Below are 22,105 nucleotides of genomic sequence, written 5' to 3'. Positions count from 1 at the left end.
CAGGTGGCGGCGGCGCTGCGCGAGGCCACCGCGGCGCGGGCCTTCGGTGTCACGCTGCTCACCGGCGTCACCGGTTCGGGCAAGACGGAGGTATATCTGGAGGCGGTGGCGGAATGCCTGGAGCAGGGCCGCCAGGCGCTGGTGCTGCTGCCCGAGATCGCCCTCTCCACCCAGTGGCTGGAGCGGTTCGAGCGGCGCTTCGGCGGCCCGCCCGCCCTGTGGCACTCCGAGCTCGGCAGCCGGCTGCGGCGGGACACCTGGCGCGCCGTGGCCGAGGGGCGGGCGCCGGTGCTGGTGGGCGCGCGCTCGGCCCTGTTCCTGCCCTTCCCGGATCTCGGCCTGATCATCGTGGACGAGGAGCATGAGACCGCCTTCAAGCAGGAGGAGGGCGTCATCTACCACGCGCGGGACATGGCGGTGGTGCGCGCGCGCCTCGCCGGCGCCGCCTGCGTGCTGGTCTCCGCCACGCCCAGCCTGGAGACGCTGACCAATGCGGGGACCGGCCGCTACGCCGCGCTGCACCTGCCGGTGCGGCATGGCGGCGCCAGCCTGCCCGAGGTGGCGGTGATCGACCAGCGGCGCACGCCGCCCGAGCGCGGCCGCTTCCTCAGCCCGCCGCTCGTCGAGGCGGTGCGGGAGACGCTGGCGGCGGGGCAGCAGGCCATGCTGTTTCTCAACCGCCGGGGCTACGCGCCGCTGACGCTCTGCCGCAGCTGCGGCCACCGCATGCGCTGCCCCAACTGCACCGCCTGGCTGGTGGAGCACCGGGTGCGCCGCACCCTGCAATGCCATCATTGCGGCCATGCCGAGCCGATTCCCGAGACCTGCCCCGAATGCGCCGCCGAGGGCAGCCTGACGCCGCTCGGCCCTGGCGTGGAGCGGGTGCAGGAGGAGGCGGCGCTGCTCTTCCCCGAGGCGCGACGGCTGGTGATGGCCTCCGACACCATCCCCGGCCCCGCCGCGGCGGCCGAGGCGGCGCGCGCCATCCAGGAGCGCGAGGTGGACCTCATCATCGGCACGCAGATCGTCGCCAAGGGCTGGCACTTCCCGCACCTGACCCTGGTGGGGGTGGTGGATGCCGATCTCGGCCTCGCGGGCGGCGACCTGCGCGCCGCCGAGCGCACGGTGCAGCTGCTGCACCAGGTGGCCGGCCGCGCCGGCCGGGCCGAGGCGCCGGGGCGGGTGCTGCTGCAGACCTGGAGCCCCGAGCACCCGGTGCTGGAGGCGCTGGTCTCGGGCGACCTCGACGCCTTCATGGAGGCCGAGGCGGAAAGCCGCCGCCCCGGCCACTGGCCCCCCTTCGGCCGGCTCGCCGCGCTGATCGTCTCGGCCGAGGATGAGCGGGAGGCGGACCGCGCGGCGCGCGACCTGGGGCTCACCGCGCCGCAGGCGGAGGGGGTGGAGGTGCTGGGCCCGGCGCCGGCGCCGCTTGCCCTGCTGCGCGGGCGGCACCGGCGGCGGCTGCTGCTGAAGGCGCGGCGGGACGTGGCGGTGCAGCCGCTGCTGCGGGAGTGGCTCTCCCGCGCCGGAGTGCCGGCCGGGGTGCGAGTGCAGGTCGATATCGACCCCGTCAGCTTCCTGTGACGCGGCGCGGCAAAGCGACAAATTGCGACAGGCTGGTGAAGACCCGGTAACGAATCCGCCGCACCCCCCGTTGCCGCGCCGCAATACCTTGTGTTAATGCCGGGCCGCCGCGGCGGACGATGTCCGCGCGCGTCGAAATCATGTCCAACCGCCGGAATGCCCTCCGGGGCACCGCGCGGCGGGACGCCGGGATAGCAGAGAACGGGATCCTCCGTGGCCTCCGAAGCGACCAACGTCTCGCCCAACGCGACCCAACCTTCCGGCCTCGCGCAGCGCTACGCGCTGGCGCTGCTGGAGCTGGCCAAGGACAAGAAGGCGGTCGATTCCGTCGCCGCCGACCTGGACAGCCTGAACGGCCTCTGGTCGAAGGACGCGGCCTTCCGCGCCTTCGTCGAGGATCCGCGCCTCGACAGCGGCGCGCAGCGGCGCGGCGCTCTCGCCGTGCTGGAGCGCGCCGGAATCTCCGGCGAGGTCCGCAACCTGGTCGGCGTGATGATCGCCAACCGCCGCCTCGCGGCGCTGCCGCAGGTGATCGCCGCCTTCGGCACGCTGCTCGCCGAGCAGCGCGGTCAGCAGACCGCCGAGGTCGCCACCGCCCATCCGCTTTCCGACACGCAGCGCACGCAGCTCGTCGCGCGGCTGACGGAAGCCGGGTATTCCAACGTGAAGCTGGTCGAGCGCGTCGACACCACCCTGCTGGGTGGCCTGGTCGTCCGTCTCGGGTCCCGCCTCTACGACAGCTCGATCAAGTCCAAGCTGCAGCGCCTGCAGTACGCCATGAAGGGGGCCGCCTGATATGGAGATCCGTCCCGCCGAGATCTCGGAGATCCTGAAGCAGCAGATCGCCGGTTTCGACGCCGATGCGAATGTTGCCGAGGTCGGCACCGTGCTGACCGTGGGCGACGGCATTGCCCGCGTCTACGGCCTGCAGAATGTCATGGCCGGTGAGCTGGTGGAGTTCCCCTCCGCCGGCCTCAAGGGCATGGCGCTCAATCTCGAGACCGACAACGTCGGCGTCGTTATTTTCGGCAACGACCAGCAGATCCGCGAGGGCGACACCGTCTCCCGCACGGGTGACATCGTCGACGTGCCGGTCGGCCGCGGCCTGCTCGGCCGCGTGGTCGATGGCCTGGGCAACCCGATCGACGGCAAGGGTCCGCTGGTCGACGTGACCCGCGCCCTGGTCGAGGTGAAGGCGCCCGGCATCATCCCGCGCAAGTCGGTGCACGAGCCGATGCAGACGGGCGTGAAGGCGATCGACGCGCTGATCCCGATCGGCCGCGGCCAGCGTGAGCTGGTCATCGGCGACCGCCAGACCGGCAAGACCGCCGTCATCATCGACACCATCATCAACCAGAAGCAGATCAACGCTTCCGGCGATGAGTCGAAGAAGCTCTACTGCATCTACGTCGCCATCGGGCAGAAGCGCTCGACGGTGGCGCAGCTGGTCCGCACGCTGGAAGAGAACGGCGCGATGGAATACTCCATCGTCGTCGCCGCCACGGCGTCCGACCCGGCGCCGATGCAGTTCCTGGCGCCCTACACGGGCTGCGCCATGGGCGAGTTCTTCCGCGACAGCGGCAAGCACGCGGTCATCTTCTACGACGATCTGTCGAAGCAGGCCGTGGCCTACCGCCAGATGTCGCTGCTGCTGCGCCGTCCGCCGGGCCGCGAGGCCTATCCGGGCGACGTGTTCTACCTGCACTCGCGCCTGCTCGAGCGCGCGGCCAAGATGGGCGAGGCCGCCGGCCTCGGCTCGCTGACCGCGTTGCCGGTGATCGAGACGCAGGCGGGCGACGTCTCCGCCTACATCCCGACCAACGTGATCTCGATCACGGACGGGCAGATCTTCCTGGAGACCGAGCTGTTCTTCAAGGGCATCCGCCCCGCCGTGAACGTCGGCCTCTCGGTCTCCCGCGTCGGCTCCGCCGCCCAGATCAAGGCGATGAAGCAGGTCGCCGGCAAGATCAAGCTGGAGCTGGCCCAGTACCGCGAGATGGCGGCCTTCGCCCAGTTCGCCTCGGATCTCGACGCCTCCACCCAGGCCCTGCTGGCCCGTGGCGCGCGCCTGACCGAGCTGCTGAAGCAGCCGCAGTTCAAGCCGGTGCCCGTCGAGGAGCAGGTGATCTCGCTCTTCGCCGGCGTCCGCGGCTACCTGGACAAGATCCCGGTCGCCAAGGTCGGCGCCTTCGAGACGCAGCTGCTCTCCTCGATCAAGGCCAATGCGCCGGAGATCGTCGCCAGCATCCGCGACAAGAAGGAGATCACCAAGGAGAACGAGGCGAAGCTGGTGTCCTTCATGGACGACTTCGCCAAGTCCTTCGCGGTCTGAGATCGGGCCGGGGCAGACAGCATGGCCAACCTCAAGGAACTCCGGGGACGCATCAACAGCGTCAAATCCACCCGGAAGATCACCCAGGCGATGAAGATGGTCGCGGCGGCGAAGCTCCGCCGCGCCCAGCAGCAGGCCGAGGCCGCCCGCCCCTATGCCGAGCGCATGGCCCGCATGCTGGGCGCGCTCGGGCAGGCGGTGGCCGGCAACCCGGACGCGCCGAAGCTCCTCGTGGGCACCGGCGCGGACCAGGTGCACCTGCTGGTCGTCGTCACCGGCGACCGCGGTCTGGCCGGCCCCTTCAACACCAATGTGAGCCGCTTCGCCCGCGCCCGGATCCGGGCGCTGGAGTCGGAAGGCAAGACGGTCAAGATCCTGACCGTCGGCCGCAAGGGCGCCTCCTACCTGAAGCGTGAATTCGCCTCCCGCGTGGTGGGCGAGGTCAGCTTCCAGGGCAAGAAGCGCGTCGGCTTCGAGGATGCGAACGAGATCGCCACCCGCGTCACCGCGATGCTGGAGGCGGGCGAGTTCGACGTCTGCACGCTCATCTACAACCGCTTCCGCAACGTGATCAGCCAGACCCCCACGGGCCAGCAGCTGATCCCGGCGGAGCTGCCGGAGGCCAAGGCCGAGGCGGGTGACGCGCAGGCGTGGTACGAGTACGAGCCGGACGAGGCGACGATCCTGGCGCAGCTGCTGCCGAAGAATCTGGCCATCCAGATCTACCGCGCGCTGCTGGAGAATTCCGCTGGCTTCTTCGGCAGCCAGATGAACGCCATGGACAACGCCACGCGCAACGCCGGCGACATGATCAACAAGCTGACCCTGACCTACAACCGTACGCGTCAGGCGAACATCACCCGCGAGCTGATCGAGATCATCTCGGGTGCGGAAGCCCTCTGAGGGGAATGACGGCCATGAAGAACAACGTTGGCAAGGTCACGCAGGTCCTGGGCGCTGTCGTGGACGTGCAGTTCCCCGCCGAACTGCCGAGCATGCAGAACGCCCTGAAGGTGATGATCGGCGACCGCACCCTGGTGCTGGAAGTCGCGCAGCACCTCGGTGAGCGCACCGTCCGCACCATCGCCATGGACACGACCGACGGCCTGGTCCGCGGCGCCGAGGTGGTGGACACGGGCGCCGGCATCTCCGTGCCGGTGGGCGAGGGCACCCTCGGCCGCATCCTGAACGTCATCGGCGAGCCGATCGACGAGCGCGGCCCGGTGGCCGCAACCAAGAGCTACACCATCCACCGCGATGCTCCCGCCTTCGAGGACCAGGCCACCTCGGCCGAGATCCTGGTGACGGGCATCAAGGTCGTCGACCTGATGTGCCCCTACCTGAAGGGCGGCAAGATCGGCCTGTTCGGCGGCGCCGGCGTCGGCAAGACGGTGACCATCCAGGAGCTGATCAACAACATCGCCAAGGGCCATGGCGGCGTGTCCGTGTTCGCCGGCGTCGGCGAGCGCACGCGCGAGGGCAACGATCTCTATCACGAGATGATCGATGCCGGCGTCATCAAGCTCGGCGAGAACGGCTCCACCGAGGGCTCGAAGGTGGCGCTGGTCTATGGCCAGATGAACGAGCCGCCGGGTGCCCGCGCCCGCGTCGCGCTCTCCGGCCTGTCCATGGCGGAGTATTTCCGCGATGAGCAGGGCCAGGACGTGCTGTTCTTCATCGACAACATCTTCCGCTTCACCCAGGCGGGCGCCGAGGTCTCGGCCCTGCTCGGCCGCATCCCCTCCGCGGTGGGCTACCAGCCGACGCTGGCCACCGACATGGGCGCCCTGCAGGAGCGGATCACCTCGACGAAGAAGGGCTCGATCACCTCGGTGCAGGCCATCTACGTGCCCGCCGACGACCTGACCGACCCGGCCCCCGCCGCCTCCTTCGCCCACCTCGACGCGACCACCGTGCTGTCGCGCTCGATCGCCGAGCAGGCCATCTTCCCGGCCGTGGACCCGCTGGACTCCACGAGCCGCGCGATGGACCCCCGCGTCATCGGCGACGAGCACTACAACACGGCCCGCGAGGTGCAGCGCATCCTGCAGACCTACAAGTCGCTGCAGGACATCATCGCCATCCTGGGCATGGACGAACTGTCCGAGGACGACAAGCTGATCGTGGCGCGCGCGCGCAAGATCCAGCGCTTCCTCAGCCAGCCCTTCCACGTCGCCGAGGTCTTCACGGGCACGCCGGGCGTGTTCGTCAAGATCGAGGACACGGTCCGCTCCTTCGCCGCCATCTGCAAGGGCGAGTACGACCACCTCCCCGAGGCCGCCTTCTACATGGTCGGCACCATCGAGGACGCGGTGAAGAAGGCCGAGACCCTCAAGGCCGCGGCCTGAACCGGGCAGGGGGAGCTGATCCATGGCGACCTTCGACCTGGAACTGGTGAGCCCGGAGAAGCTCCTTCTCTCCCGCCCCGTCGAGATGGCCATCATCCCGGCGGCGGAGGGCGAGATGGGGGTGCTCCCCGGCATGGCGCCGATGATCGTGACCCTCAAGGGCGGCGTCATCCGCGTGCAGGAGAACGGGCAGACCACCGAGAGGCTGTTCGTGCTCGGCGGCTTCGCCGAGATCACGCCGACCCGCGTCACGGTGCTGGCGGATGAGGCGACGCCCGTCGCCTCGCTCTCCCGCGCCGCCGCCGCCGCCCGTGTGAAGGAGGCCGAGGCCGCCTACGACGCGGCCGGCAGCGAGACGCCGGAGACGCGCGAGGCGGCGATGGACCGCCTGCTTGCCGCGCGTGAGATGGCCGCCGCGGCCGAGGCCGCTTGAGGCACCGCGCCGCCGGTCCTGTCCGGGCTGTGACTTGATTCCCGACGCCGTTCGCAGATCATCCCTGCGGACGGCGTTTTTCTATGTCCCTGGGCTGGCGCGTGCCCCGGGCGGTGGGGGCAGCGGCATGAAGCACTGGCAGATCGCGCAGGTGGCCTGGAACCGGTTCGATCCGGCGCGGCTCGACGCCGGACTGATCCCCCTGGTGAAGGCGGCGGCGATGGTGGAGAAGAACGGCGTCGATTACGCCATCTATCTCAACCGCGTTTTCCAGGACGACCCGGATTTCCGCCAGGCTGCCGACAACTGGGCGGTGGAGGAGGTGCAGCATGGCGACGCGCTGGGCCGCTGGGCCATGCTGGCCGACCCCGGCTGGAGCTTCGACGACGCCTTCGAGCGCTACCGCAACGGCTACCGGATCGACGTCAACGCCGATGCCTCCATCCGTGGCAGCCGCACCGGCGAGCTGATCGCCCGCTGCATGGTGGAGACCGGCACCTCCAGCTACTACACGGCCCTGGGCGAGGCGACGGAGGAGCCGGTGCTGAAGGAGATCTGCCGCCTCATCGCGGCGGACGAGTACCGCCACTTCAAGCTCTTCTACGACCACATGAAGCGCTACCTGGCGCGGGAACGGCTCTCCTTTCCGCAGCGCCTGCGCGTCGCCGCCGGCCGCATCGGCGAGTCGGAGGATGACGAGCTGGCCTATGCCTATCACTGCGGCAACGAGCCGGAAGGCGCGGCCTACGACCATGAACGGTGTATCGCCGGCTACATGGGGCGTGCCATGGGCTACTATCGCTACCGGCATATCGAGCGTGGCATGGGCATGGTTTTCAAATCGATCGGGCTGACGCCCCGGGGCCGCCTGGCGGGCCTCGCCGCGCAAGGGGCGTGGCGGCTGCTGCGCTGGCGGCACGGGCGATACCAGCAATGGCTGGCGCGCTCCGATGCCACCAAGGGGAAGCTCGCCGCACGCAGCCCGGCCGCGGCTTGAGCATCGCCATGCTTCGCCGCCGCACCCTGCTGGCCGCCACGGCCGCCGGCACGCTGTCCCCCTCCCTGGGCCGGGCCCAGGCCGCGCCCGATCTCTCCGGCCTGCCCAGCCTGGGCGCCCTGGCGCGCAGCCAGGGCCTCACCTTCGGCGCTGCCGTGCAGGGCCAGCTCCTGGAGACCGACCCGGATTACCACCGCGCCTTCGAGACCGAGGCCGCCATCCTGGTGCCGGAATGGGAGGCCAAATGGTCCGCTCTGCAGCCGCAGGAGGGCCGCTTCGACACCGCCCCGCTCGATTCCATCCTGCGCTGGGCGCAATCCCGCGCCCGCCCGGTGCGCGGCCATGCGCTGATCTGGCACAACGACCTGCCGGACTGGACCCGCGCCGCCCTGGGCGAGGGGCGGGACCGCGCCCTGGCCGTGATGGCCGCGCATTTCGACCGCGTCCTGTCCCATGCCCGCGGCCAGATCCGCGACTGGGACGTGGTCAACGAGCCGGTGGCCAACCCGCCCGGCAGCGACGTGCCCCAGGCCGGCCCCGGCGAGCTGCGCGACACGCCCTGGCTGCGCGCGCTGGGGCCCAACTACATCGACATCGCCTTCCGCATGGCGCGCGAGCGCGACCCCACCCTGCGGCTGACGCTGAACGAATACGGCATCGAGGAGGACACGCCCGACGCCACCGAGAAGCGCCGCCGCCTGCTGGCGCTGCTGCGCTCCCTCCTGGCGCGGGGCACGCCGCTGGATGCGGTGGGCATCCAGGCGCACCTGCAGATGGTCCGCCCCTTCCGCCCGGCGCCCTTCGCCGCCTTCCTGGCCGAGCTGCGGCAGATGGGCCTGGCCGTGCTGATCACCGAGCTGGATGTGCGGGAGGCGCCGAGCCCGCCACAGGACATGGGGGCGCGCGACGCGCTGGTGGCCGAGCGTGCCCATGCCTTCGTCGCCACGGCGCTGGAGGGCGGGGTGCGCACCATCCTCACCTGGGGCCTGTCCGACAAATACTCCTGGCTGGCCACCGAGCCCGCCGTGGCGCTGCGCGACGGCCGCACCCATCGCGGCCTGCCGCTCGACGCGGAATGGCGCCGCAAGGCGTTGTGGGAAGCCCTGGCCCGCGCCTTCCAGGGCCGCTGAACGGCGGCGAAGCCGCGCGAGGGGGCGACAGCGGCGCCGATCGGGTGTTTCCTGGCGGGCATGTCTCGCGCTGGAGCCCCGATGGATCTCGCCACCCTCGAAACCCCCGTCCCCGTCGTCGACCTCGCCGTGGTCGAGGCCAACCTGGCGCGGATGCAGGAATACTGCGACCGCCACGGCCTGGCCCTGCGGCCGCACATCAAGACGCACAAGATCCCGGCCCTGGCCCAGCGGCAGGTGGCGCTCGGCGCCCGCGGCATCACCTGCCAGAAGCTGGGCGAGGCCGAGGTGATGGCCGATGCCGGGCTGGACGACATCCTGATCTCCTACCCGCTGCTGGGGCAGGGCAAGGCCGCGCGCCTCGGCGCGCTGGCCGGCCGGGCGCGGATGCGCGTGGCGGTGGACAACCCGCTGGCCCTGCGCAACGCCGCCGAGGCCGCTGCCGCCGCGGGGGCCGAGATCGGCGTGCTGGTGGAGTTCGACAGCGGCGCCCGGCGCACCGGCGTCACCAGCGTGGAGGCGGCGCTGGAGCTGGCCCGCGCCGCCCGCGCCACCCCCGGCCTGCGCTTCGACGGGCTGATGACCTACCCCGTCTCCGCCGCCAGCGCCGTGTTCCTGGAGGCAATCCTGCCGCGGCTGCGGGCGGAGGGGCTGGAGCCCGCCATCCTCTCCGGCGGCGGCACGCCGGATGCCTTCCGTACCCATGAGGTGGCGCCGGTCAACGAGCTGCGCGTCGGCACCTACATCTACAACGACCGGATGATGGTGGCGGCGGGCCATGCCGGCTGGGCCGATTGCGCCCTGCACCTGCATGTCACGGTCATCAGCCGCCCCACGGCGGAGCGCGGCATCATCGACGCCGGCACCAAGAGCTTCGCGGCCGACCTGATGCCGGGGGGCGCGGAACTCGGCCACGGCTACTTCCCCGACTACCCGGAAGCGCGGCTGGAGCGGCTGAGCGAGGAGCACGGCATGCTCGACCTCTCCGCCTGCGCCCGGAAGCCGGAGCTGGGCGAGCGGCTGCGCGTGGTGCCCAACCATGTCTGCCCCGTCAGCAACCTGCACGACCGTATCGCCTTCGTGCGCGGGGGGGAGTTCCTGGGGTTCCAGGATGTCGCGGCGCGGGGGAAGACCCTTTGAGAGCGCGGCCCGCAGCGCGGGACGAGCGCCCGAACGGGCGCCGCCGCCTGTGCGGCGGAGCCAAGCCGGAGGATGCCGGCGCTGGCGTTTGAGGGCGGCTGTGCGTCAGCACAGGCGCAACTGAAAAGACCCCGGGGAGAAGGAATTCTCCCCGGAGCCCCTCTTCTTTTCTTCTTTCAAGTCAAAGGAGCAACGCATGACCGAGACCGCCGAGCAACGCCTGGAGGCGCTGGGGCACAGCCTGCCGAAGGTGGGCAAGCCGCTGTTCAGCTACGTGCCGTTCCGCCGCGTGGGCGATGTCGCCTATCTCTCGGGGCAGGTGCCCCGGCTGGCCGATGGCTCCGTCATCCAGGGCAAGGTGGGCGCGGAGATGGGGGTGGAGGAGGCGCGCAAGGCGGCCGAGCTCTGCGCGCTGCATCTCCTGGCCGTGGCGCGCGAGGCCGCGGGCTCGCTGGAGCGGGTGGAGTTCCTCAAGGTGTTCGGCATGGTCAACGCCACGCCGGAATTCGGCGAGCAGCCCAAGGTGATCGACGCCTGCTCGCAGCTCCTCGCCGCCGTGCTGGGCGAGCGTGGCCACCATGCCCGCTCGGCCGTCGGCATGGGCTCGCTGCCCTCCAACGTGCCGGTCGAGATCGAGGCCGTCATCCGCATCCTGCCGTGAGAGGAGGATTGGAGGGAGGAACCTTCTTTTTCTGAAGAAAAAGAAGCAAAAAGACTTTTCGAGTTTGGCGTCACGCTCCCGGCCAGCGGCCGCTAAGTGAGTACGCGGGCAAGCCGGCCCAGCCCCTCCGCCAGCCTTGCCCGTTCCGCCTCGCCGCCCAGCGAGAGGCGGAAGAAGGGCGCCTCGCCCCCGGCATGGCGGAAGGGCGTGGCGGGGGCGAGCGAGACCTCCGCCGCCCGCGCCCGCGCCAGGAAATCCGCCTCCGCCTCGCCGGCGGGGCGGTGCATCCAGATGTGCCAGGAATCGCCGGGCTCGGTGGCGAAGCGCGCCGTGCCCAGAATCTCCCGCGCCAGGGCACGGCGCGCGGCGCCCTCGGCGCGCTTCTCCGCCATCAGGCAATCGGCGGTGCCATCCTCCGCCAGCCGCGCCGTGGCGGCGGCGATCACCGGGTTGGCCGTCAGGCCCCGGATGCGGATCTGCTCCGCCGCCACCTCGACCAGCGCTGCGGGCGCCGACACCGCCCCCAGCCGCAGCGAGAGCGAGACCATCTTGGACAGGCTCCACATGCCGAAGACCCGCTCCGGCCGCAGGCTGGCGAGGCTGGGCGGCCGCAGCTCGGGCGCGGCGAGGAAGGCATAGGCCTCGTCCTCCACCACCCAAAGGTCGTGCCGTGCCACGATCGCGGCCAGCGCCGCCAGCCGCGCCGCGCTGTAGGTGAGGCCGAGCGGGTTGTGCACCACCGGCATCACATAGAGCACGCCGGGCGGCTCGGGGCTGGCCAGGGCCTGTTCCAGCGCGGCGAGGTCCATGCCTTCGGCATCCATCGGCAGGCCGAGGGTCGGCACGCCTTCCAGCGCCAGGAAGTGCCGCGCCATGGGGAAGGTGTGCGCCTCCATGGCGATGCGCCGCCGCCCCGGCCCGGCCGCCGCCAGCGCCGCCGCGAAGGCCACGCTCAGCGCCGACTGCCCGCCGCAGGTCAGCGCCAGCGCCTGCCCCGGCGCCAGCCCGAGCAGCGGCGCGATGGCCCGGCGTGCCGCCTCCGCCCCCTGGGGCGGGCCATAGGCGGCAGGCAGGGGAGCGCCGCCCTCCAGCAGGCCGCGCAGCGCGCCGGAGACCGCCGCCTCCTGCGCCGGGATGGCGGGGTAGTTCACCCAGAGATCGTACATGCCCGCCCTCAGCCCTTCAGGTGCCGCGCCAGGAAGGCCAGCACGGCCCGGTAGACCCGCCGCCGGTTGTCCCGCTTGGTGAAGCCGTGCCCCTCATCGGGGAAGGTGAGGTATTCCACCGGCACGCCGCGCCGCTCCAGCGCCGCCACGATCTGCGCGCTCTCCTGCGGCGGCACGCGCGGGTCGGTCATCCCCTGCGCCACCAGCAGCGGGCAGGCGATCCGCTCCGCCCGCAGCAGCGGCGAGAGGCGCTCCAGCAATTCGGCGTCCCGCGCCGGGTCGCCATATTCGGCGGCGCGGTGGCCGATGCGCCAGGGGCCGGTGCGCTCGAAGAAGGTCTTCCAGCGGGCGATGCCGTAGAAATCCACGCCGCAGGCCCAGAGCGCCGGGTATTCGGTGGTGGCGGCCAGCACCATCCAGCCGCCATAGCTCTGCCCCATGATGCCGATGCGCGCCCCATCCACCCCTGGCCGGGCGGCGAGGAAGGCATGGGCGGCGGCGAGGTCGGCCACGCTGTCCAGCCGCTTCTCCCGGTCGTCCAGCGCGGCGTAGTCACGGCCATAGCCAGTGGAGCCGCGCACATTCGGCACCAGGACGCCGATGCCCATGGCCAGCACCGCCTGCAGGTCGGGCCGCCAATTGGGCAGCGCCTGCGCCGCCGGGCCGCCATGCACCCAGACCAGCATGGGCCAGCCGGAGGCCGGCGCCTCGCCTTCCGGCAGGGCCAGGAAGGCGGGAATCTCCCGCCCGTCATGGGTGGGGTAGGTGATGCTTTCCCATTGCCGCAGCCCGCGCGGGACGTCGGCCGGGAACAGCGGCTCGCTCTCCGCCCGGTCCGGCCAGGCGCGGTGCAGCCCGGCGGGAAAGGCGAAGCCCGCCAGGTCGAAGGCCACATGGCTGCCATCCGGCGCCCAGCTGACCTTGGTGATGACGCCGCGCGGGTGCCAGGGCGCGGCCCGCACCGCGCCGCTGGCCGCATCCAGGAAGCGCAGGCGGGAGTAGCCGCCCTCGTTCACCACCACCGCCAGCAGCGACTCGTCCGGCGAGAGCTGAAGCACCTCCACGTCATGCGGCGGGGCGTAGAGGAAGCGCGGCGCCGCCCCGGCCTCCTGGAAGGCCACGCCCAGGAAATCCCGCTCCCGGTCGGTCAGCAGCCAGAAGCCGCCGCCACCGGCCTTGCCGCGCGGCGCCTGGTGGCGCCAGTCGCCCTCATGCGGGGTGAGGGGGGTGCGGGCACCATCGGCCAGGGCCACGCGGTCGAGGCTGGATTCGAAGGTGCGGGGGGCGGTGGCCAGCAGCAGCGCGTCGCCCTCCGGCGCCCAGGCGGGCAGTTCGTGCGGGCCTTCCACCTCGGCCACGCAGCGGGCTTGGCCGGTTGCGAGGTCCATCACCCAGGCATCGGTGTGCGCCGGGTCGCGCGCATTGGCGGTGTAGGCGATGCGCCGGCCGTCGGGCGAGACGGCGCCCCAGCCATGGATCACCTCCGGCGCCTCGGTCAGCGCGCGGGCCTCGCCCTCGGGCGGCAGGTGGTGCAGCTGCACCCGCTCGTCGCCGGCGCCGTCGCGGCCGAACACGACGCCGCCATCCGGCAGGCCGGCGACGTGCGAGACGGCGTCGCGGTGGCGGGTGCGCGGCCGGGGCGTGCCGCCCCCGGCCGGGATCTCCCAGACCTGCGCGGAGCCTTCCGCGTCATGCAGGAAGTAGAGCCGGCCATCCCCGGCATGGGTGGGGGCGCTGGCGGTGGGGGTGGCGAGCAGCCGCTCGAGCAGGGCGGCGGCATCGGCGGGCGCGGCATCGGAGGACATGGGCGCCACGGTGAACCCGATCGGCCCGCGCGCCAAGGCGGTGGAGCGCGGCAAATGCGCGCAACCGGCATGGCCGGATGCCGCGCCAGGGCCTAATCTGCCCGCATCATGCGCTATGTCTCGACCCGGGGCGCCGCCCCCGCCCGCGATTTCGAAGGCGTCCTCCTGGCCGGGCTGGCCGAGGATGGCGGCCTGTTCATGCCGGAAACCTGGCCGCTGCTCTCGGCCGCCGAGTGGCGCGGCCTGCGCGGCCTGCCCTATCCGGAACTGGCCGCGCACCTCATGGCGCGCTTCACCGGCGGCACGCCGGACGAGGCCACGCTGCTGCGCATGGCCCACGCCGCCTATGGCGGGTTCGGCCATGCCGCCACGGCGCCGCTGGTGCAGGTGGAGCCGGGGATCTTCTCGCTGGAGCTGTTTCACGGGCCGACGCTGGCCTTCAAGGACATGGCGATGCAGCTGCTCGGGCAGCTCTTCGACCATGCGCTGGCGAAGCGCGGCGAGCGTGTCACCATCGTCGGCGCCACCTCGGGCGACACCGGCTCCGCCGCCATCGAGGCCTGCCGCGACCGCGCCGCGATCGACGTGGTGATCCTGCACCCCGAGGGCCGCACCTCCGCGGTGCAGCGCCGGCAGATGACCACGGTGCTCTCGCCCAACATCCACAACATCGCCGTCCAGGGCAGCTTCGACGACTGCCAGGACCTGGTGAAGGCGATGTTCAACGACGCGCCCTTCCGCCAGGAGATGCGCCTCTCGGCGGTCAATTCCATCAACTGGGCGCGCATCGCGGCGCAGGTGCCCTACTACGCCTATGCCGCGCTGGCGCTCGGCGCGCCGGACCGCCCGGTGGCCGTCTCCGTCCCCACCGGCAATTTCGGCAATGTGCTGGCCGCCTGGGTGGCGCGCCGCATGGGCCTGCCGATCGAGCGGCTGATCATCGGCGCCAACCGCAACGACATCCTGGCCCGCTTCCTCGCCGCCAACGACATGTCGGTGCAGGGTGTGGCGCCCTCGCTCTCGCCGAGCATGGACATCCAGGTCTCGTCGAATTTCGAGCGGCTGCTGTTCGAGCTGCTGGGACGGGACGCGGCGGCCACGGCCACGACCATGCAGCGCTTCCGCGCCGAGGGCCGCATGCCGGTGCCGGACGCCGCCTGGAAGAAGGCAACCACCCTGTTCCACGGCCACACCCTCTCCGACGAGGGAACACTGGAAGAAATCCGCCGCCTGTGGCGGGAGAGCGCCTATCTGGCCGATCCGCACACCGCCATCGGCATGGCGGCAGCGCGGGCGCACCGTCCGGAGGACAAGGGCATCCCGGTGATCGTGGCGGCCACGGCGCATCCGGCCAAGTTCCCGGATGCGGTGGAAAAGGCCACCGGCTTCCGCCCGCCCCTGCCGGCACGGCTGGCCGATCTCTATGAGCGCGAGGAGCGCTTCAGCGTGCTGCCAAACGATCTGGAGGGCATCGAGGCCGCCGTGCGCGGCCATGCGCGGCGCAACGCCGCCTGACAGCCCGGAAGCCGGGAGAGGCCATGGCGCCTTTCCCGGCCTGCGGCTTTCCCGGGCATCAGGGGCCGGTTCAGCCCGGGTTGCTGGGAATGCTGAGCGGCACCACCTCGACCATCACCACCCCGTCCTCGCGCATGCCGAGCTGGGTGGCGATGCGGGGGCTGACATCGATCACCCGCCCGCGCTTGAACGGCCCGCGATCCTGGATGGTGACGACGGCGGTGCGGCCATTCTCCAGGTTCTTCACCCGTGCCTCGGTACCGAGCGGCAGGGTGCGGCTGGCTGCCGCGTTGGAGTTGCGGTTGAAGCGGCGGCCATTGGCCATGCGCTTGCCGTGGAAATGATTGGCATAGAACGAAGCCCGCCCCCGCTGCACCCGGTGCGCCGTACGCGGGGCCGGCTTGCCCGCGGTGGCGCTGCGGGCAGCGGTCTCCCGCTTCACCTCGCGGCTTTCGACGGGGGAGAGAATGGCGGTGAGGCCAAGGGCGGCGCAGATTGCGGCCAGCTTCAATCCTCGCATGATGGATGGCCCTCCTTGTCTTGCGATGGGCCATGGGGCGGCACCGCCGCCCATGACCGGGTCTGTCTCAGATGGGGCGCCCGTCGCCCCGGGCAATGCGGCCGGGCTGGGTGGGTCGGCCCAGGCCGCCGGGATCGGCGGTCAGTCCTGCCGGTTTCCGGGCAGCGGCCGCACCTCCACGGGCGCGGTGCCATCCTCCATCATGTCCAGCTTGCGGGCGGTGCTCTTGCTCAGGTCGATCACCCGGCCGCGCGCATAGGGGCCACGATCCTCGATGGTCACCTCGGCGGTCCGGCCATTCTCCAGGTTCCGCACCTGAGCACGGGTGCCGAGGGGCAGGGTGCGGCTGGCGGCGGAATCCGATTCCTGCCGGAAGGTCTCCCCATTGGCCATTTCCCGCCCATGGAAGCGGTCATGGTAGAAGGAGGCCTCGCCACGATGCGGGCGCGCATTCTCTTCGCGCACCGGCAATGCCATGCTTCCCGTTGTGGCCGCCGCCGCGAGAGGCGCGGCGCTGCGGGCCTGGGCAGGGGGCGTCGCGAGCAGGGCACCCGCCAGCAGGGCGGGCAGGCAGGACAGGGCCAGGGGCAGGCCACGCATGGATCGTGTTCCTCGTCAGTTTCCAGGGGGCAAGGCCCTCGGAACGTCTCTCGCGGCGTCCGTCGGGGCCTTACAGAACCTTAACGAAGCGGGGGCCGAGACGTTGTGGCACCACACCGCCCCGTGAACGGGCGCAGCAGGGCGGCCGGACGCAGGCAGTGCTTGCCATGCGGCCCAGGCATGGCGGCGGGCGGGGTCGCACGCGGCGCATTTCGACACTACATTCGGAATCAAATGGGTTTCCGCCCGCCATCCCCCTCTCCGCGCGGGCCGATCACAGGAATGCTTGCTCATGACTGAAGCGGTGCGGCTGACGCGCCTTGCCAACGGGCTCACCATTGTCTCCGAGGCCATGCCACGGGTCGAGACCGTGTCGATCGGCGCCTATGTCCATGCCGGCACGCGGGACGAGACGGGGGCCGAGAACGGTGCCTCCCACTTCCTGGAGCACATGGCCTTCAAGGGCACCGAGAAGCGCGACGCCGCCTCCATCGCGCGGGAGATCGAGAATGTCGGCGGCCACCTGAACGCCTACACGGCGCGCGAGCAGACCGCCTACTACGCCAAGGTGCTGAAGGAGGACATGCCGCTCGCCGCAGACATCATCGGCGACATCCTGACGCACTCCACCTTCATCCCCGAGGAGATGGAGCGCGAGCGCGGCGTCATCCTGCAGGAGATCGGCCAGGCGAACGACACGCCGGACGACATCATCTTCGACCACTTCCAGTCCACCGCCTTCCCCGACCAGCCGATGGGCCGCCCGACGCTCGGCACCGAGGAGAGCATCGCCGCCATGGGGCGCGAGGTGCTGACCGGCTACATGCGCCGCCACTACGGCCCGAGCCGCATGGTGGTGGCCGCCGCCGGCGCGCTGGAGCACGAGCACCTCGTGGGCCTGGTGGAGCGCCACTTCGCCGACCTGCCGGTGGTCAGCCCCACCCCCTCGGAGGTGGCGCGCTACGGCGGCGGCGAGTTCCGCGAGGAGCGGGAGCTCGACCAGGTGCATGTGGTGCTGGGCTTCGAGGGCCCGGCGGTGGCCACGCCGATGCACTACCCCACCATGCTGCTCTCCACCCTGCTCGGCGGCGGCATGTCCTCCCGCCTGTTCCAGGAGATCCGCGAGAAGCGCGGGCTGGTCTATTCCATCTACTCCTTCGCCCAGCCCTTCCGCGATGGCGGCCTCTTCGCCATCTATGCCGGCACGGGCGAGGCGCAGGCGGCCGAGCTGGTGCCGGTGGCGCTGGAGGAGCTGCGGCGCGTGCAGCACGACGTGACGGAGGAGGAGCTGGCCCGCGCCAAGGCGCAGCTGCGCGCCTCGGTGCTGATGTCGCTCGAATCCACCGGCAGCCGCTGCGAGCAGCTGGCGCGGCAGATCCAGGTGCATGGCCGCCTCATCCCCGTCGAGGAGACCAAGGCCAAGATCGCCGCCGTCACGGTGGAGCAGGTGCAGCAGGCGGCGGCGATGATCTTCCGCTCGCGCCCGACGCTGGCCGCCCTCGGCCCCGCCGGCAAGGTGCCGGGCCTGCCCGCCATCGTGGAGAAGCTCGCCGCATGAACCGGCTGGAGCGCCTGGAATCCCTCGTCGCCGCCGCCCGCGCGGCGGGGGCGGATGCGGCGGATGCGCTGATGATCGTGGGCACCGCGCTCTCGGTGCACCGGCGCCTGGGCAAGCTGGAGCATCTGGAGCGCTCCGAGGGGCTGGATCTCGGGCTGCGCGTGCTGGTCGGCCAGCGGCAGGCCATCGTCTCCGCCACCGATGCCGAGCCGCGCGGCTTCCAGGCGCTGGCCGAGCGCGCCGTTGCCATGGCCCGCGCCGTGCCACCGGACCGCTTCTCCGGCCTCGGCGAGCCGCACCCGGTGCCGGCGCTGGACCTGGCGCTGAACGACAGCGCCGAGCCGGATGCCGAGGCGCTGATCGCCCGCGCCGCCCTGGCGGAGGACGCGGCGCTGGCGGTGCCCGGCGTCACCAACAGCGAGGGTGCCGAGGCCGGCTTCGCCCGCACCGAGGTGGCGCTGTTCAGCTCCGCCGGCTTCGCGGGCGAATACGGGCGCAGCGGCCATTCCATCTCGGTGACGGCGGTGGCCGGCCAGGGCACCGGCATGGAGCGCGACTACGACTACAGCAGCGCCGTCCATCTCGCCGACCTGGAGGATCCCGCCGCCCTGGGCCGCGCCGCGGCCGAGCGCGCCGTGCGCCGCCTGAACCCCATCCGCATGAAGACCGGCCGCCGCCCCGTGGTCTATGACCCGCGCGTGGCCGGCTCACTCGCCGGGCATCTGGCGGCGGCGCTGAATGGGGCGGCGGTGGCGCGCGGCACCTCCTTCCTGCGCGACCGCATGGGCCAGGCGGTGCTGAGCCCCGGCCTCAGCCTGCGCGACGACCCGCTGCGCCCCCGCGGCCTGCGCTCCCGCCCCTTCGACGGCGAGGGGATGCCCGGCGCGCCCCTGGCGCTGGTGGAGGATGGCGTGCTGCGCTCCTGGGTGCTGGACTGGCGCAGCGCGCGGCAGCTCGGCCTGCGTTCCACCGGCCATGCCAGCCGTGGCATCTCCAGCCCCCCGGCGCCCGCCACCACCAACCTGTGGCTGGAAGGCGGCAGCGGCACGCCGGAGGCGCTGATGGCCGATATCGGCGAGGGCCTTTACGTCACGGAGATGATCGGCTCCGGCGTGAACGGCGTGACGGGCGACTACAGCCGCGGCGCCGCCGGCTTCGTGATCCGCGACGGGCAGCTGGCCGAGGCGGTGAGCGGCATCACCGTGGCCGGCAATCTGAAGGACATGTTCCTCAACATGCGGGCCGCCGGCGACCTGCGCTTCCGCCGCGGCACCGATGCGCCGACCCTGCGCGTCGATGGGCTGACCATCGCCGGCAGCTGAGCCGCCGGCGCAGGCAGCCGCGGCCGCCTGCGCCGATGCTCAGGCGGCGCGCACCTGGGTGATGAACTGCCCCACCTCGGACCGGAGCCGCTCCGACTGGCGGGACAGCTCGCCCGAGGCCTGCAGCACCTGGCGGGCCGAGGCGCCGGTCATCTCGGCGCCCTGATTCACCTCGGCGATGCTGCCGCTGACGCTGTCCGTGGCCTGCGCGGTGCGGGTGACGCTGCTGGCGATCTCGCGCGTCGCCAGCCCCTGTTCGTCGATGGCGGCGGCGATGGTGGAGGTGATGTCGCTGATCGAGCCGATCGTGCCGGTGATCGCCTGGATATCGACCACAGCCTGCTGCGTGGCGCTCTGGATCTGCGTGATCTGACTGCGGATCTCATCCGTGGCCCTGGCGGTCTGGCTCGCCAGGTTCTTCACCTCGCTGGCCACCACGGCGAAGCCCTTGCCGGCTTCTCCCGCCCGCGCCGCCTCGATGGTCGCGTTCAGCGCCAGCAGGTTGGTCTGCCCGGCGATGGTGTTGATCAGCCCCACCACCTCGCCGATGCGCGCCGCGCTCTCGGCCAGGGCGCGCACCGTGTCGTCGGTGCGCTGCGCGTCGCTCACCGCCCGCGCCGTCACGGCGGTGGCCTGCGCCACCTGGCGGCTGATCTCGCCGATCGAGGCGGTCAGCTCCTCGGTGGCGGAGGCGACGGTCTGCACCCCCTGGCCGGCCTCCTGCGAGGAGGAGAGCACGCGCTCCACCTGCTGGCCCGTCTCGCTGGCGGTGCCGGCCATGGATTGCGCGGTGGCTTCCAGCTGGGTCGAGGCGGCGGCGAGCATATCCACCATGTCGCCCACCTTGCCCTCGAACCGCGCCATCAGCGCCGTGAGCTGGGTGGCGCGATGTTCCTTCGCCTGCCGCTCCGCCTCCTGCGCGGCGGCCAGCGCGTCGGCCTCGCGCAGGCCGCGGCGGCATTCCTCCAGGGCCTTCGCCATCTCGCCGATCTCGTCCTGGCGGTCGCGCTCGGCCAGCGTGAAATCGTAGTCCCGCCGCGCCACCTTGCGCAGCGCGCCGGAGAGCCGCACCACCGCCCGGCCCAGGTTGCGGTCCATCCACAGCGCCATGCCGAGGCCGGCCAGCAGCGCCAGCGTGGCGGTGGTGAGGATGCCCGTCATGGCCATGCCGTAGGCTTCCTCGGCCATGGTGCTGGCGGCCATGAAGCCGGCGCGGTTGAGCTTCAGCATCTCGTCCAGCGTGCCGAAGGCGACGCGGATGGCGCGGGCGGATTCGTTGTTGAACAAGCTTTGCGCCGCGGCCTCGTCCTTCCGCAGGAGATCGTCGTTGATCGTGTTGTAGGCGCGGTACTCGGTCAGGAAGCGGTCATACAGCGCCCGTTCCTGCGGGCCCGAGATCATCGGCGGATAGGCGTCGATCTGCCGCCGCACCTCCCGCACCATGGAGTCGAACTCGGCCTGCACCTGCGGCCGCTCGCGCGCATCCCGGGTGGCGAGCAGGCGGGAGAGGCGGATGCGCTCCCGCGCCAGACCGTATTGCAGTTCGCCCAGGGCCCGCACCGAGGGCATCCAGTTGTCCCGCATCTCGATCATGTCATGGTTGATGGTGCGGAGCTGGGCCGCGCCGTAGAGCCCGTTGCCGATGAAGAACATCAGCAGCACGCCGAAGGAGAGCAGCACCTTGCCGCGGATGCTCAACCGGTTGAGGAAATTTGCCATGACGCCCACTGCCGTTTCCAGCGGCAGTGGACAGCCGGTTTCCTTACCGGGCGCCTAATGTTGTCGGGCCGGTGGTGTCACAGCCCCGCGAGATGCGAGAATTCCCGGACCAGCCGCTCATAGACCGGCCGCCGGAACGGCACCACCAGCGCCGGCAGCGCCGCCAGCGCCTCCCACCGCCAGGCGTTGAACTCGGGATGCGGGTCGAGGTCGAGGCGGATCTCCTCGTCCCGCCCCAGGAAGCGCAGGGCGAACCATTTCTGCATCTGGCCCCGGTAGCGGCCGCCCAGCGCCTTGCCCACCAGCTCCGCCGGCAGGTCATAGCGCAGCCATTCGGGCACCTCGCCGATGATCTCGGCCCGCGCGGTGCCGATCTCCTCGGCCAGCTCCCGCAGCACGGCGTCCCGCGGCTCCTCTCCCTCGTCCAGCCCGCCCTGGGGAAGCTGCCAGGCATCCTGCGCCACGTCGGCGCGCCGGGCGATCAGCACCTGGCCGGCATGGTTGAACAGGGCGGCGCCGACATTGCGGCGGTAGGGCAGCTCGGCCATGGGGGATCGGTCTCTAGCGGGAAGCGGAAGGGATCGGCGTGTTGTCGGGCGCGTGCAGCACGGCGCTGGCGGGCGCCAGCACCAGGCCGCGCGCCTCCAGCCCGGCCGCCCAGGCGGCGATGCGGTCCACCAGCAGCGGCGTCGGCTCGGCGGCCAGGCCGACCGCCCGCCCGTGCCGCTGCGCCAGGCTCTCCAGCTGCGACAGGCGGTGCTCCACCTCGCCACGGGTCGGCAACTCGTCCAGCAGCAGGTCGGCGGCGGCGTGCCAGGCCAGGGCGGTGGCGCCGGGGCGGGGGTCGACATAGTAGAGCCCGCGCGCGCGCACCTCCTCCTGCACCACCGCCAGCGCCTCGGGGCTGGCCAGGAAGCGCTCCCCGCGCTGCGCGCCCAGCGCGCCGACGACGCCGGCATAGCCGGCGAAGCGGCCCATGGCGCGGTGCAGCCGCTCCAAATTCTCGCCCGGCGGCAGGCTGGCGCGCAGCAGGTGCCCGGCCGGCAGGTCGCCGGGCGATTCCAGCGGCAGCGCCAGCACCACCTCCATGCCGCGCCGCCGCGCCGGCTCCAGCAGCAGGTCCGGGCGCAGCGCCAGGGGGCTGATGGCGAGGGTGGCGGCGGGCGGCAGGCGGCGCAGCGCCTCCTCGGCGCGCAGCCCCGCGCCGCCGAAGCCGCCGATCACCAGGGCGATGCGCGGCCTGGCATCCGCTGCGTCGAAGGGGCGGGCATAGGC

20 protein-coding genes are annotated in these 22,105 nt (G+C 71.9%); 13 read left to right on the top strand and 7 right to left on the bottom strand.

Translation table 11 applies throughout. The features are described from left to right. The 10 genes from ACZJYS_RS11985 to ACZJYS_RS11940 form a co-directional block, all read left to right on the top strand. Positions 1–1,584, top strand: a 1,584-nt coding sequence (locus ACZJYS_RS11985) for a primosomal protein N' (protein ID WP_493178322.1), incomplete at its 5' end; no start/stop codon positions are given. Between the two features lie 213 nt (positions 1,585–1,797). After that, positions 1,798–2,379: a F0F1 ATP synthase subunit delta gene (locus ACZJYS_RS11980; RefSeq protein ID WP_109516293.1), complete on the top strand. Its 582-nt coding sequence runs from the start codon at positions 1,798–1,800 to the stop codon at positions 2,377–2,379. A gap of 1 nt (position 2,380) precedes the next feature. Beyond that, a complete protein-coding gene (gene atpA, locus ACZJYS_RS11975) occupies positions 2,381–3,916 on the top strand; it encodes a F0F1 ATP synthase subunit alpha (protein WP_109516292.1) in 1,536 nt (511 codons plus the stop codon). A gap of 21 nt (positions 3,917–3,937) precedes the next feature. Beyond that, positions 3,938–4,819, top strand: a complete 882-nt coding sequence (locus ACZJYS_RS11970; protein ID WP_109516291.1) for a F0F1 ATP synthase subunit gamma — start codon at positions 3,938–3,940, stop codon at positions 4,817–4,819. Between the two features lie 14 nt (positions 4,820–4,833). Beyond that, entirely contained in the window at positions 4,834–6,264 is a 1,431-nt protein-coding gene (gene atpD, locus ACZJYS_RS11965) for a F0F1 ATP synthase subunit beta (RefSeq protein WP_379633103.1), read from the top strand. 22 nt (positions 6,265–6,286) lie between these two features. Further along, entirely contained in the window at positions 6,287–6,697 is a 411-nt protein-coding gene (atpC, locus tag ACZJYS_RS11960) for an ATP synthase F1 subunit epsilon (protein ID WP_493178314.1), read from the top strand. A gap of 127 nt (positions 6,698–6,824) precedes the next feature. Then, positions 6,825–7,694 carry a ferritin-like domain-containing protein gene (locus ACZJYS_RS11955; RefSeq protein ID WP_493178312.1) on the top strand — a complete coding sequence of 290 codons (870 nt, stop codon included), beginning with the start codon at positions 6,825–6,827 and terminating at the stop codon, positions 7,692–7,694. Between the two features lie 8 nt (positions 7,695–7,702). Continuing rightward, on the top strand, positions 7,703–8,824 hold the full coding sequence (locus ACZJYS_RS11950) for an endo-1,4-beta-xylanase (protein ID WP_493178309.1): 1,122 nt from the start codon (positions 7,703–7,705) through the stop codon (positions 8,822–8,824). A gap of 81 nt (positions 8,825–8,905) precedes the next feature. Next, complete coding sequence (locus tag ACZJYS_RS11945; RefSeq protein WP_493178304.1) at positions 8,906–9,964, top strand: alanine racemase; 1,059 nt, start codon at positions 8,906–8,908, stop codon at positions 9,962–9,964. Between the two features lie 196 nt (positions 9,965–10,160). Beyond that, positions 10,161–10,625, top strand: a complete 465-nt coding sequence (locus tag ACZJYS_RS11940) for a RidA family protein (RefSeq protein ID WP_379633113.1) — start codon at positions 10,161–10,163, stop codon at positions 10,623–10,625. 92 nt (positions 10,626–10,717) lie between these two features. Here the strand turns inward: ACZJYS_RS11940 and ACZJYS_RS11935 are convergent, their stop codons facing one another. Together ACZJYS_RS11935 and ACZJYS_RS11930 are read right to left on the bottom strand one after the other, a co-directional pair. After that, complete coding sequence (locus ACZJYS_RS11935) at positions 10,718–11,791, bottom strand: aminotransferase class I/II-fold pyridoxal phosphate-dependent enzyme (RefSeq protein WP_493178300.1); 1,074 nt, start codon at positions 11,789–11,791, stop codon at positions 10,718–10,720. Between the two features lie 8 nt (positions 11,792–11,799). Beyond that, positions 11,800–13,650: a S9 family peptidase gene (locus ACZJYS_RS11930; protein ID WP_493178298.1), complete on the bottom strand. Its 1,851-nt coding sequence runs from the start codon at positions 13,648–13,650 to the stop codon at positions 11,800–11,802. Positions 13,651–13,704: 54 nt separating this feature from the next. On the opposite strand from ACZJYS_RS11930, the gene thrC reads away from it, so the two are divergent. Then, complete coding sequence (thrC, locus tag ACZJYS_RS11925) at positions 13,705–15,111, top strand: threonine synthase (protein ID WP_379649443.1); 1,407 nt, start codon at positions 13,705–13,707, stop codon at positions 15,109–15,111. Between the two features lie 70 nt (positions 15,112–15,181). Here thrC and ACZJYS_RS11920 read toward each other — a convergent pair whose 3' ends face one another. Both ACZJYS_RS11920 and ACZJYS_RS11915 read right to left on the bottom strand, forming a co-directional pair. Continuing rightward, a complete protein-coding gene (locus ACZJYS_RS11920; protein WP_493178295.1) occupies positions 15,182–15,631 on the bottom strand; it encodes a septal ring lytic transglycosylase RlpA family protein in 450 nt (149 codons plus the stop codon). A gap of 141 nt (positions 15,632–15,772) precedes the next feature. Next, positions 15,773–16,231 carry a septal ring lytic transglycosylase RlpA family protein gene (locus tag ACZJYS_RS11915; RefSeq protein WP_379649447.1) on the bottom strand — a complete coding sequence of 153 codons (459 nt, stop codon included), beginning with the start codon at positions 16,229–16,231 and terminating at the stop codon, positions 15,773–15,775. Between the two features lie 292 nt (positions 16,232–16,523). Here ACZJYS_RS11915 and ACZJYS_RS11910 point away from each other — a divergent pair, with 292 nt between their 5' ends. Then, positions 16,524–17,789, top strand: coding sequence for a M16 family metallopeptidase (locus tag ACZJYS_RS11910; RefSeq protein WP_109516282.1), 1,266 nt, complete (start codon positions 16,524–16,526; stop codon positions 17,787–17,789). Next, a complete protein-coding gene (locus tag ACZJYS_RS11905; RefSeq protein WP_493178292.1) occupies positions 17,786–19,111 on the top strand; it encodes a TldD/PmbA family protein in 1,326 nt (441 codons plus the stop codon). The genes ACZJYS_RS11910 and ACZJYS_RS11905 overlap by 4 nt, the downstream gene beginning before the upstream one ends. Positions 19,112–19,150: 39 nt before the next feature. On the opposite strand, the gene ACZJYS_RS11900 is transcribed toward ACZJYS_RS11905, so the two are convergent. The 3 genes from ACZJYS_RS11900 to ACZJYS_RS11890 form a co-directional block, all read right to left on the bottom strand. Then, on the bottom strand, positions 19,151–20,830 hold the full coding sequence (locus tag ACZJYS_RS11900; RefSeq protein WP_493178287.1) for a methyl-accepting chemotaxis protein: 1,680 nt from the start codon (positions 20,828–20,830) through the stop codon (positions 19,151–19,153). A 77-nt stretch (positions 20,831–20,907) separates the two neighbouring features. After that, positions 20,908–21,378: an RNA pyrophosphohydrolase gene (locus ACZJYS_RS11895; RefSeq protein WP_109516279.1), complete on the bottom strand. Its 471-nt coding sequence runs from the start codon at positions 21,376–21,378 to the stop codon at positions 20,908–20,910. 13 nt (positions 21,379–21,391) lie between these two features. Continuing rightward, the coding region (locus tag ACZJYS_RS11890) for a divergent polysaccharide deacetylase family protein (protein ID WP_493178282.1) at positions 21,392–22,105 on the bottom strand (714 nt) is incomplete at its 5' end.

The organism is Roseomonas sp. TS2 (assembly GCF_058833935.1).
The sequence above is the reverse complement of the archived record's forward strand: the minus strand, read 5'-3'. Positions and strand labels throughout refer to the sequence as shown.

Excerpts from the sequence above, each read along its gene's own strand:
- atpA (WP_109516292.1), top strand. The coding sequence starts at position 2,381 with ATGGAGATCCGTCCCGCCGAGATCTCGGAGATCCTGAAGCAGCAGATC.
- ACZJYS_RS11970 (WP_109516291.1), top strand. The coding sequence starts at position 3,938 with ATGGCCAACCTCAAGGAACTCCGGGGACGCATCAACAGCGTCAAATCC.
- atpD (WP_379633103.1), top strand. The coding sequence starts at position 4,834 with ATGAAGAACAACGTTGGCAAGGTCACGCAGGTCCTGGGCGCTGTCGTG.
- atpC (WP_493178314.1), top strand. The coding sequence starts at position 6,287 with ATGGCGACCTTCGACCTGGAACTGGTGAGCCCGGAGAAGCTCCTTCTC.
- ACZJYS_RS11955 (WP_493178312.1), top strand. The coding sequence starts at position 6,825 with ATGAAGCACTGGCAGATCGCGCAGGTGGCCTGGAACCGGTTCGATCCG.
- ACZJYS_RS11950 (WP_493178309.1), top strand. The coding sequence starts at position 7,703 with ATGCTTCGCCGCCGCACCCTGCTGGCCGCCACGGCCGCCGGCACGCTG.
- ACZJYS_RS11945 (WP_493178304.1), top strand. The coding sequence starts at position 8,906 with ATGGATCTCGCCACCCTCGAAACCCCCGTCCCCGTCGTCGACCTCGCC.
- ACZJYS_RS11940 (WP_379633113.1), top strand. The coding sequence starts at position 10,161 with ATGACCGAGACCGCCGAGCAACGCCTGGAGGCGCTGGGGCACAGCCTG.
- ACZJYS_RS11935 (WP_493178300.1), bottom strand. The coding sequence starts at position 11,791 with ATGTACGATCTCTGGGTGAACTACCCCGCCATCCCGGCGCAGGAGGCG.
- thrC (WP_379649443.1), top strand. The coding sequence starts at position 13,705 with ATGCGCTATGTCTCGACCCGGGGCGCCGCCCCCGCCCGCGATTTCGAA.
- ACZJYS_RS11920 (WP_493178295.1), bottom strand. The coding sequence starts at position 15,631 with ATGCGAGGATTGAAGCTGGCCGCAATCTGCGCCGCCCTTGGCCTCACC.
- ACZJYS_RS11915 (WP_379649447.1), bottom strand. The coding sequence starts at position 16,231 with ATGCGTGGCCTGCCCCTGGCCCTGTCCTGCCTGCCCGCCCTGCTGGCG.
- ACZJYS_RS11910 (WP_109516282.1), top strand. The coding sequence starts at position 16,524 with ATGACTGAAGCGGTGCGGCTGACGCGCCTTGCCAACGGGCTCACCATT.
- ACZJYS_RS11905 (WP_493178292.1), top strand. The coding sequence starts at position 17,786 with ATGAACCGGCTGGAGCGCCTGGAATCCCTCGTCGCCGCCGCCCGCGCG.
- ACZJYS_RS11900 (WP_493178287.1), bottom strand. The coding sequence starts at position 20,830 with ATGGCAAATTTCCTCAACCGGTTGAGCATCCGCGGCAAGGTGCTGCTC.
- ACZJYS_RS11895 (WP_109516279.1), bottom strand. The coding sequence starts at position 21,378 with ATGGCCGAGCTGCCCTACCGCCGCAATGTCGGCGCCGCCCTGTTCAAC.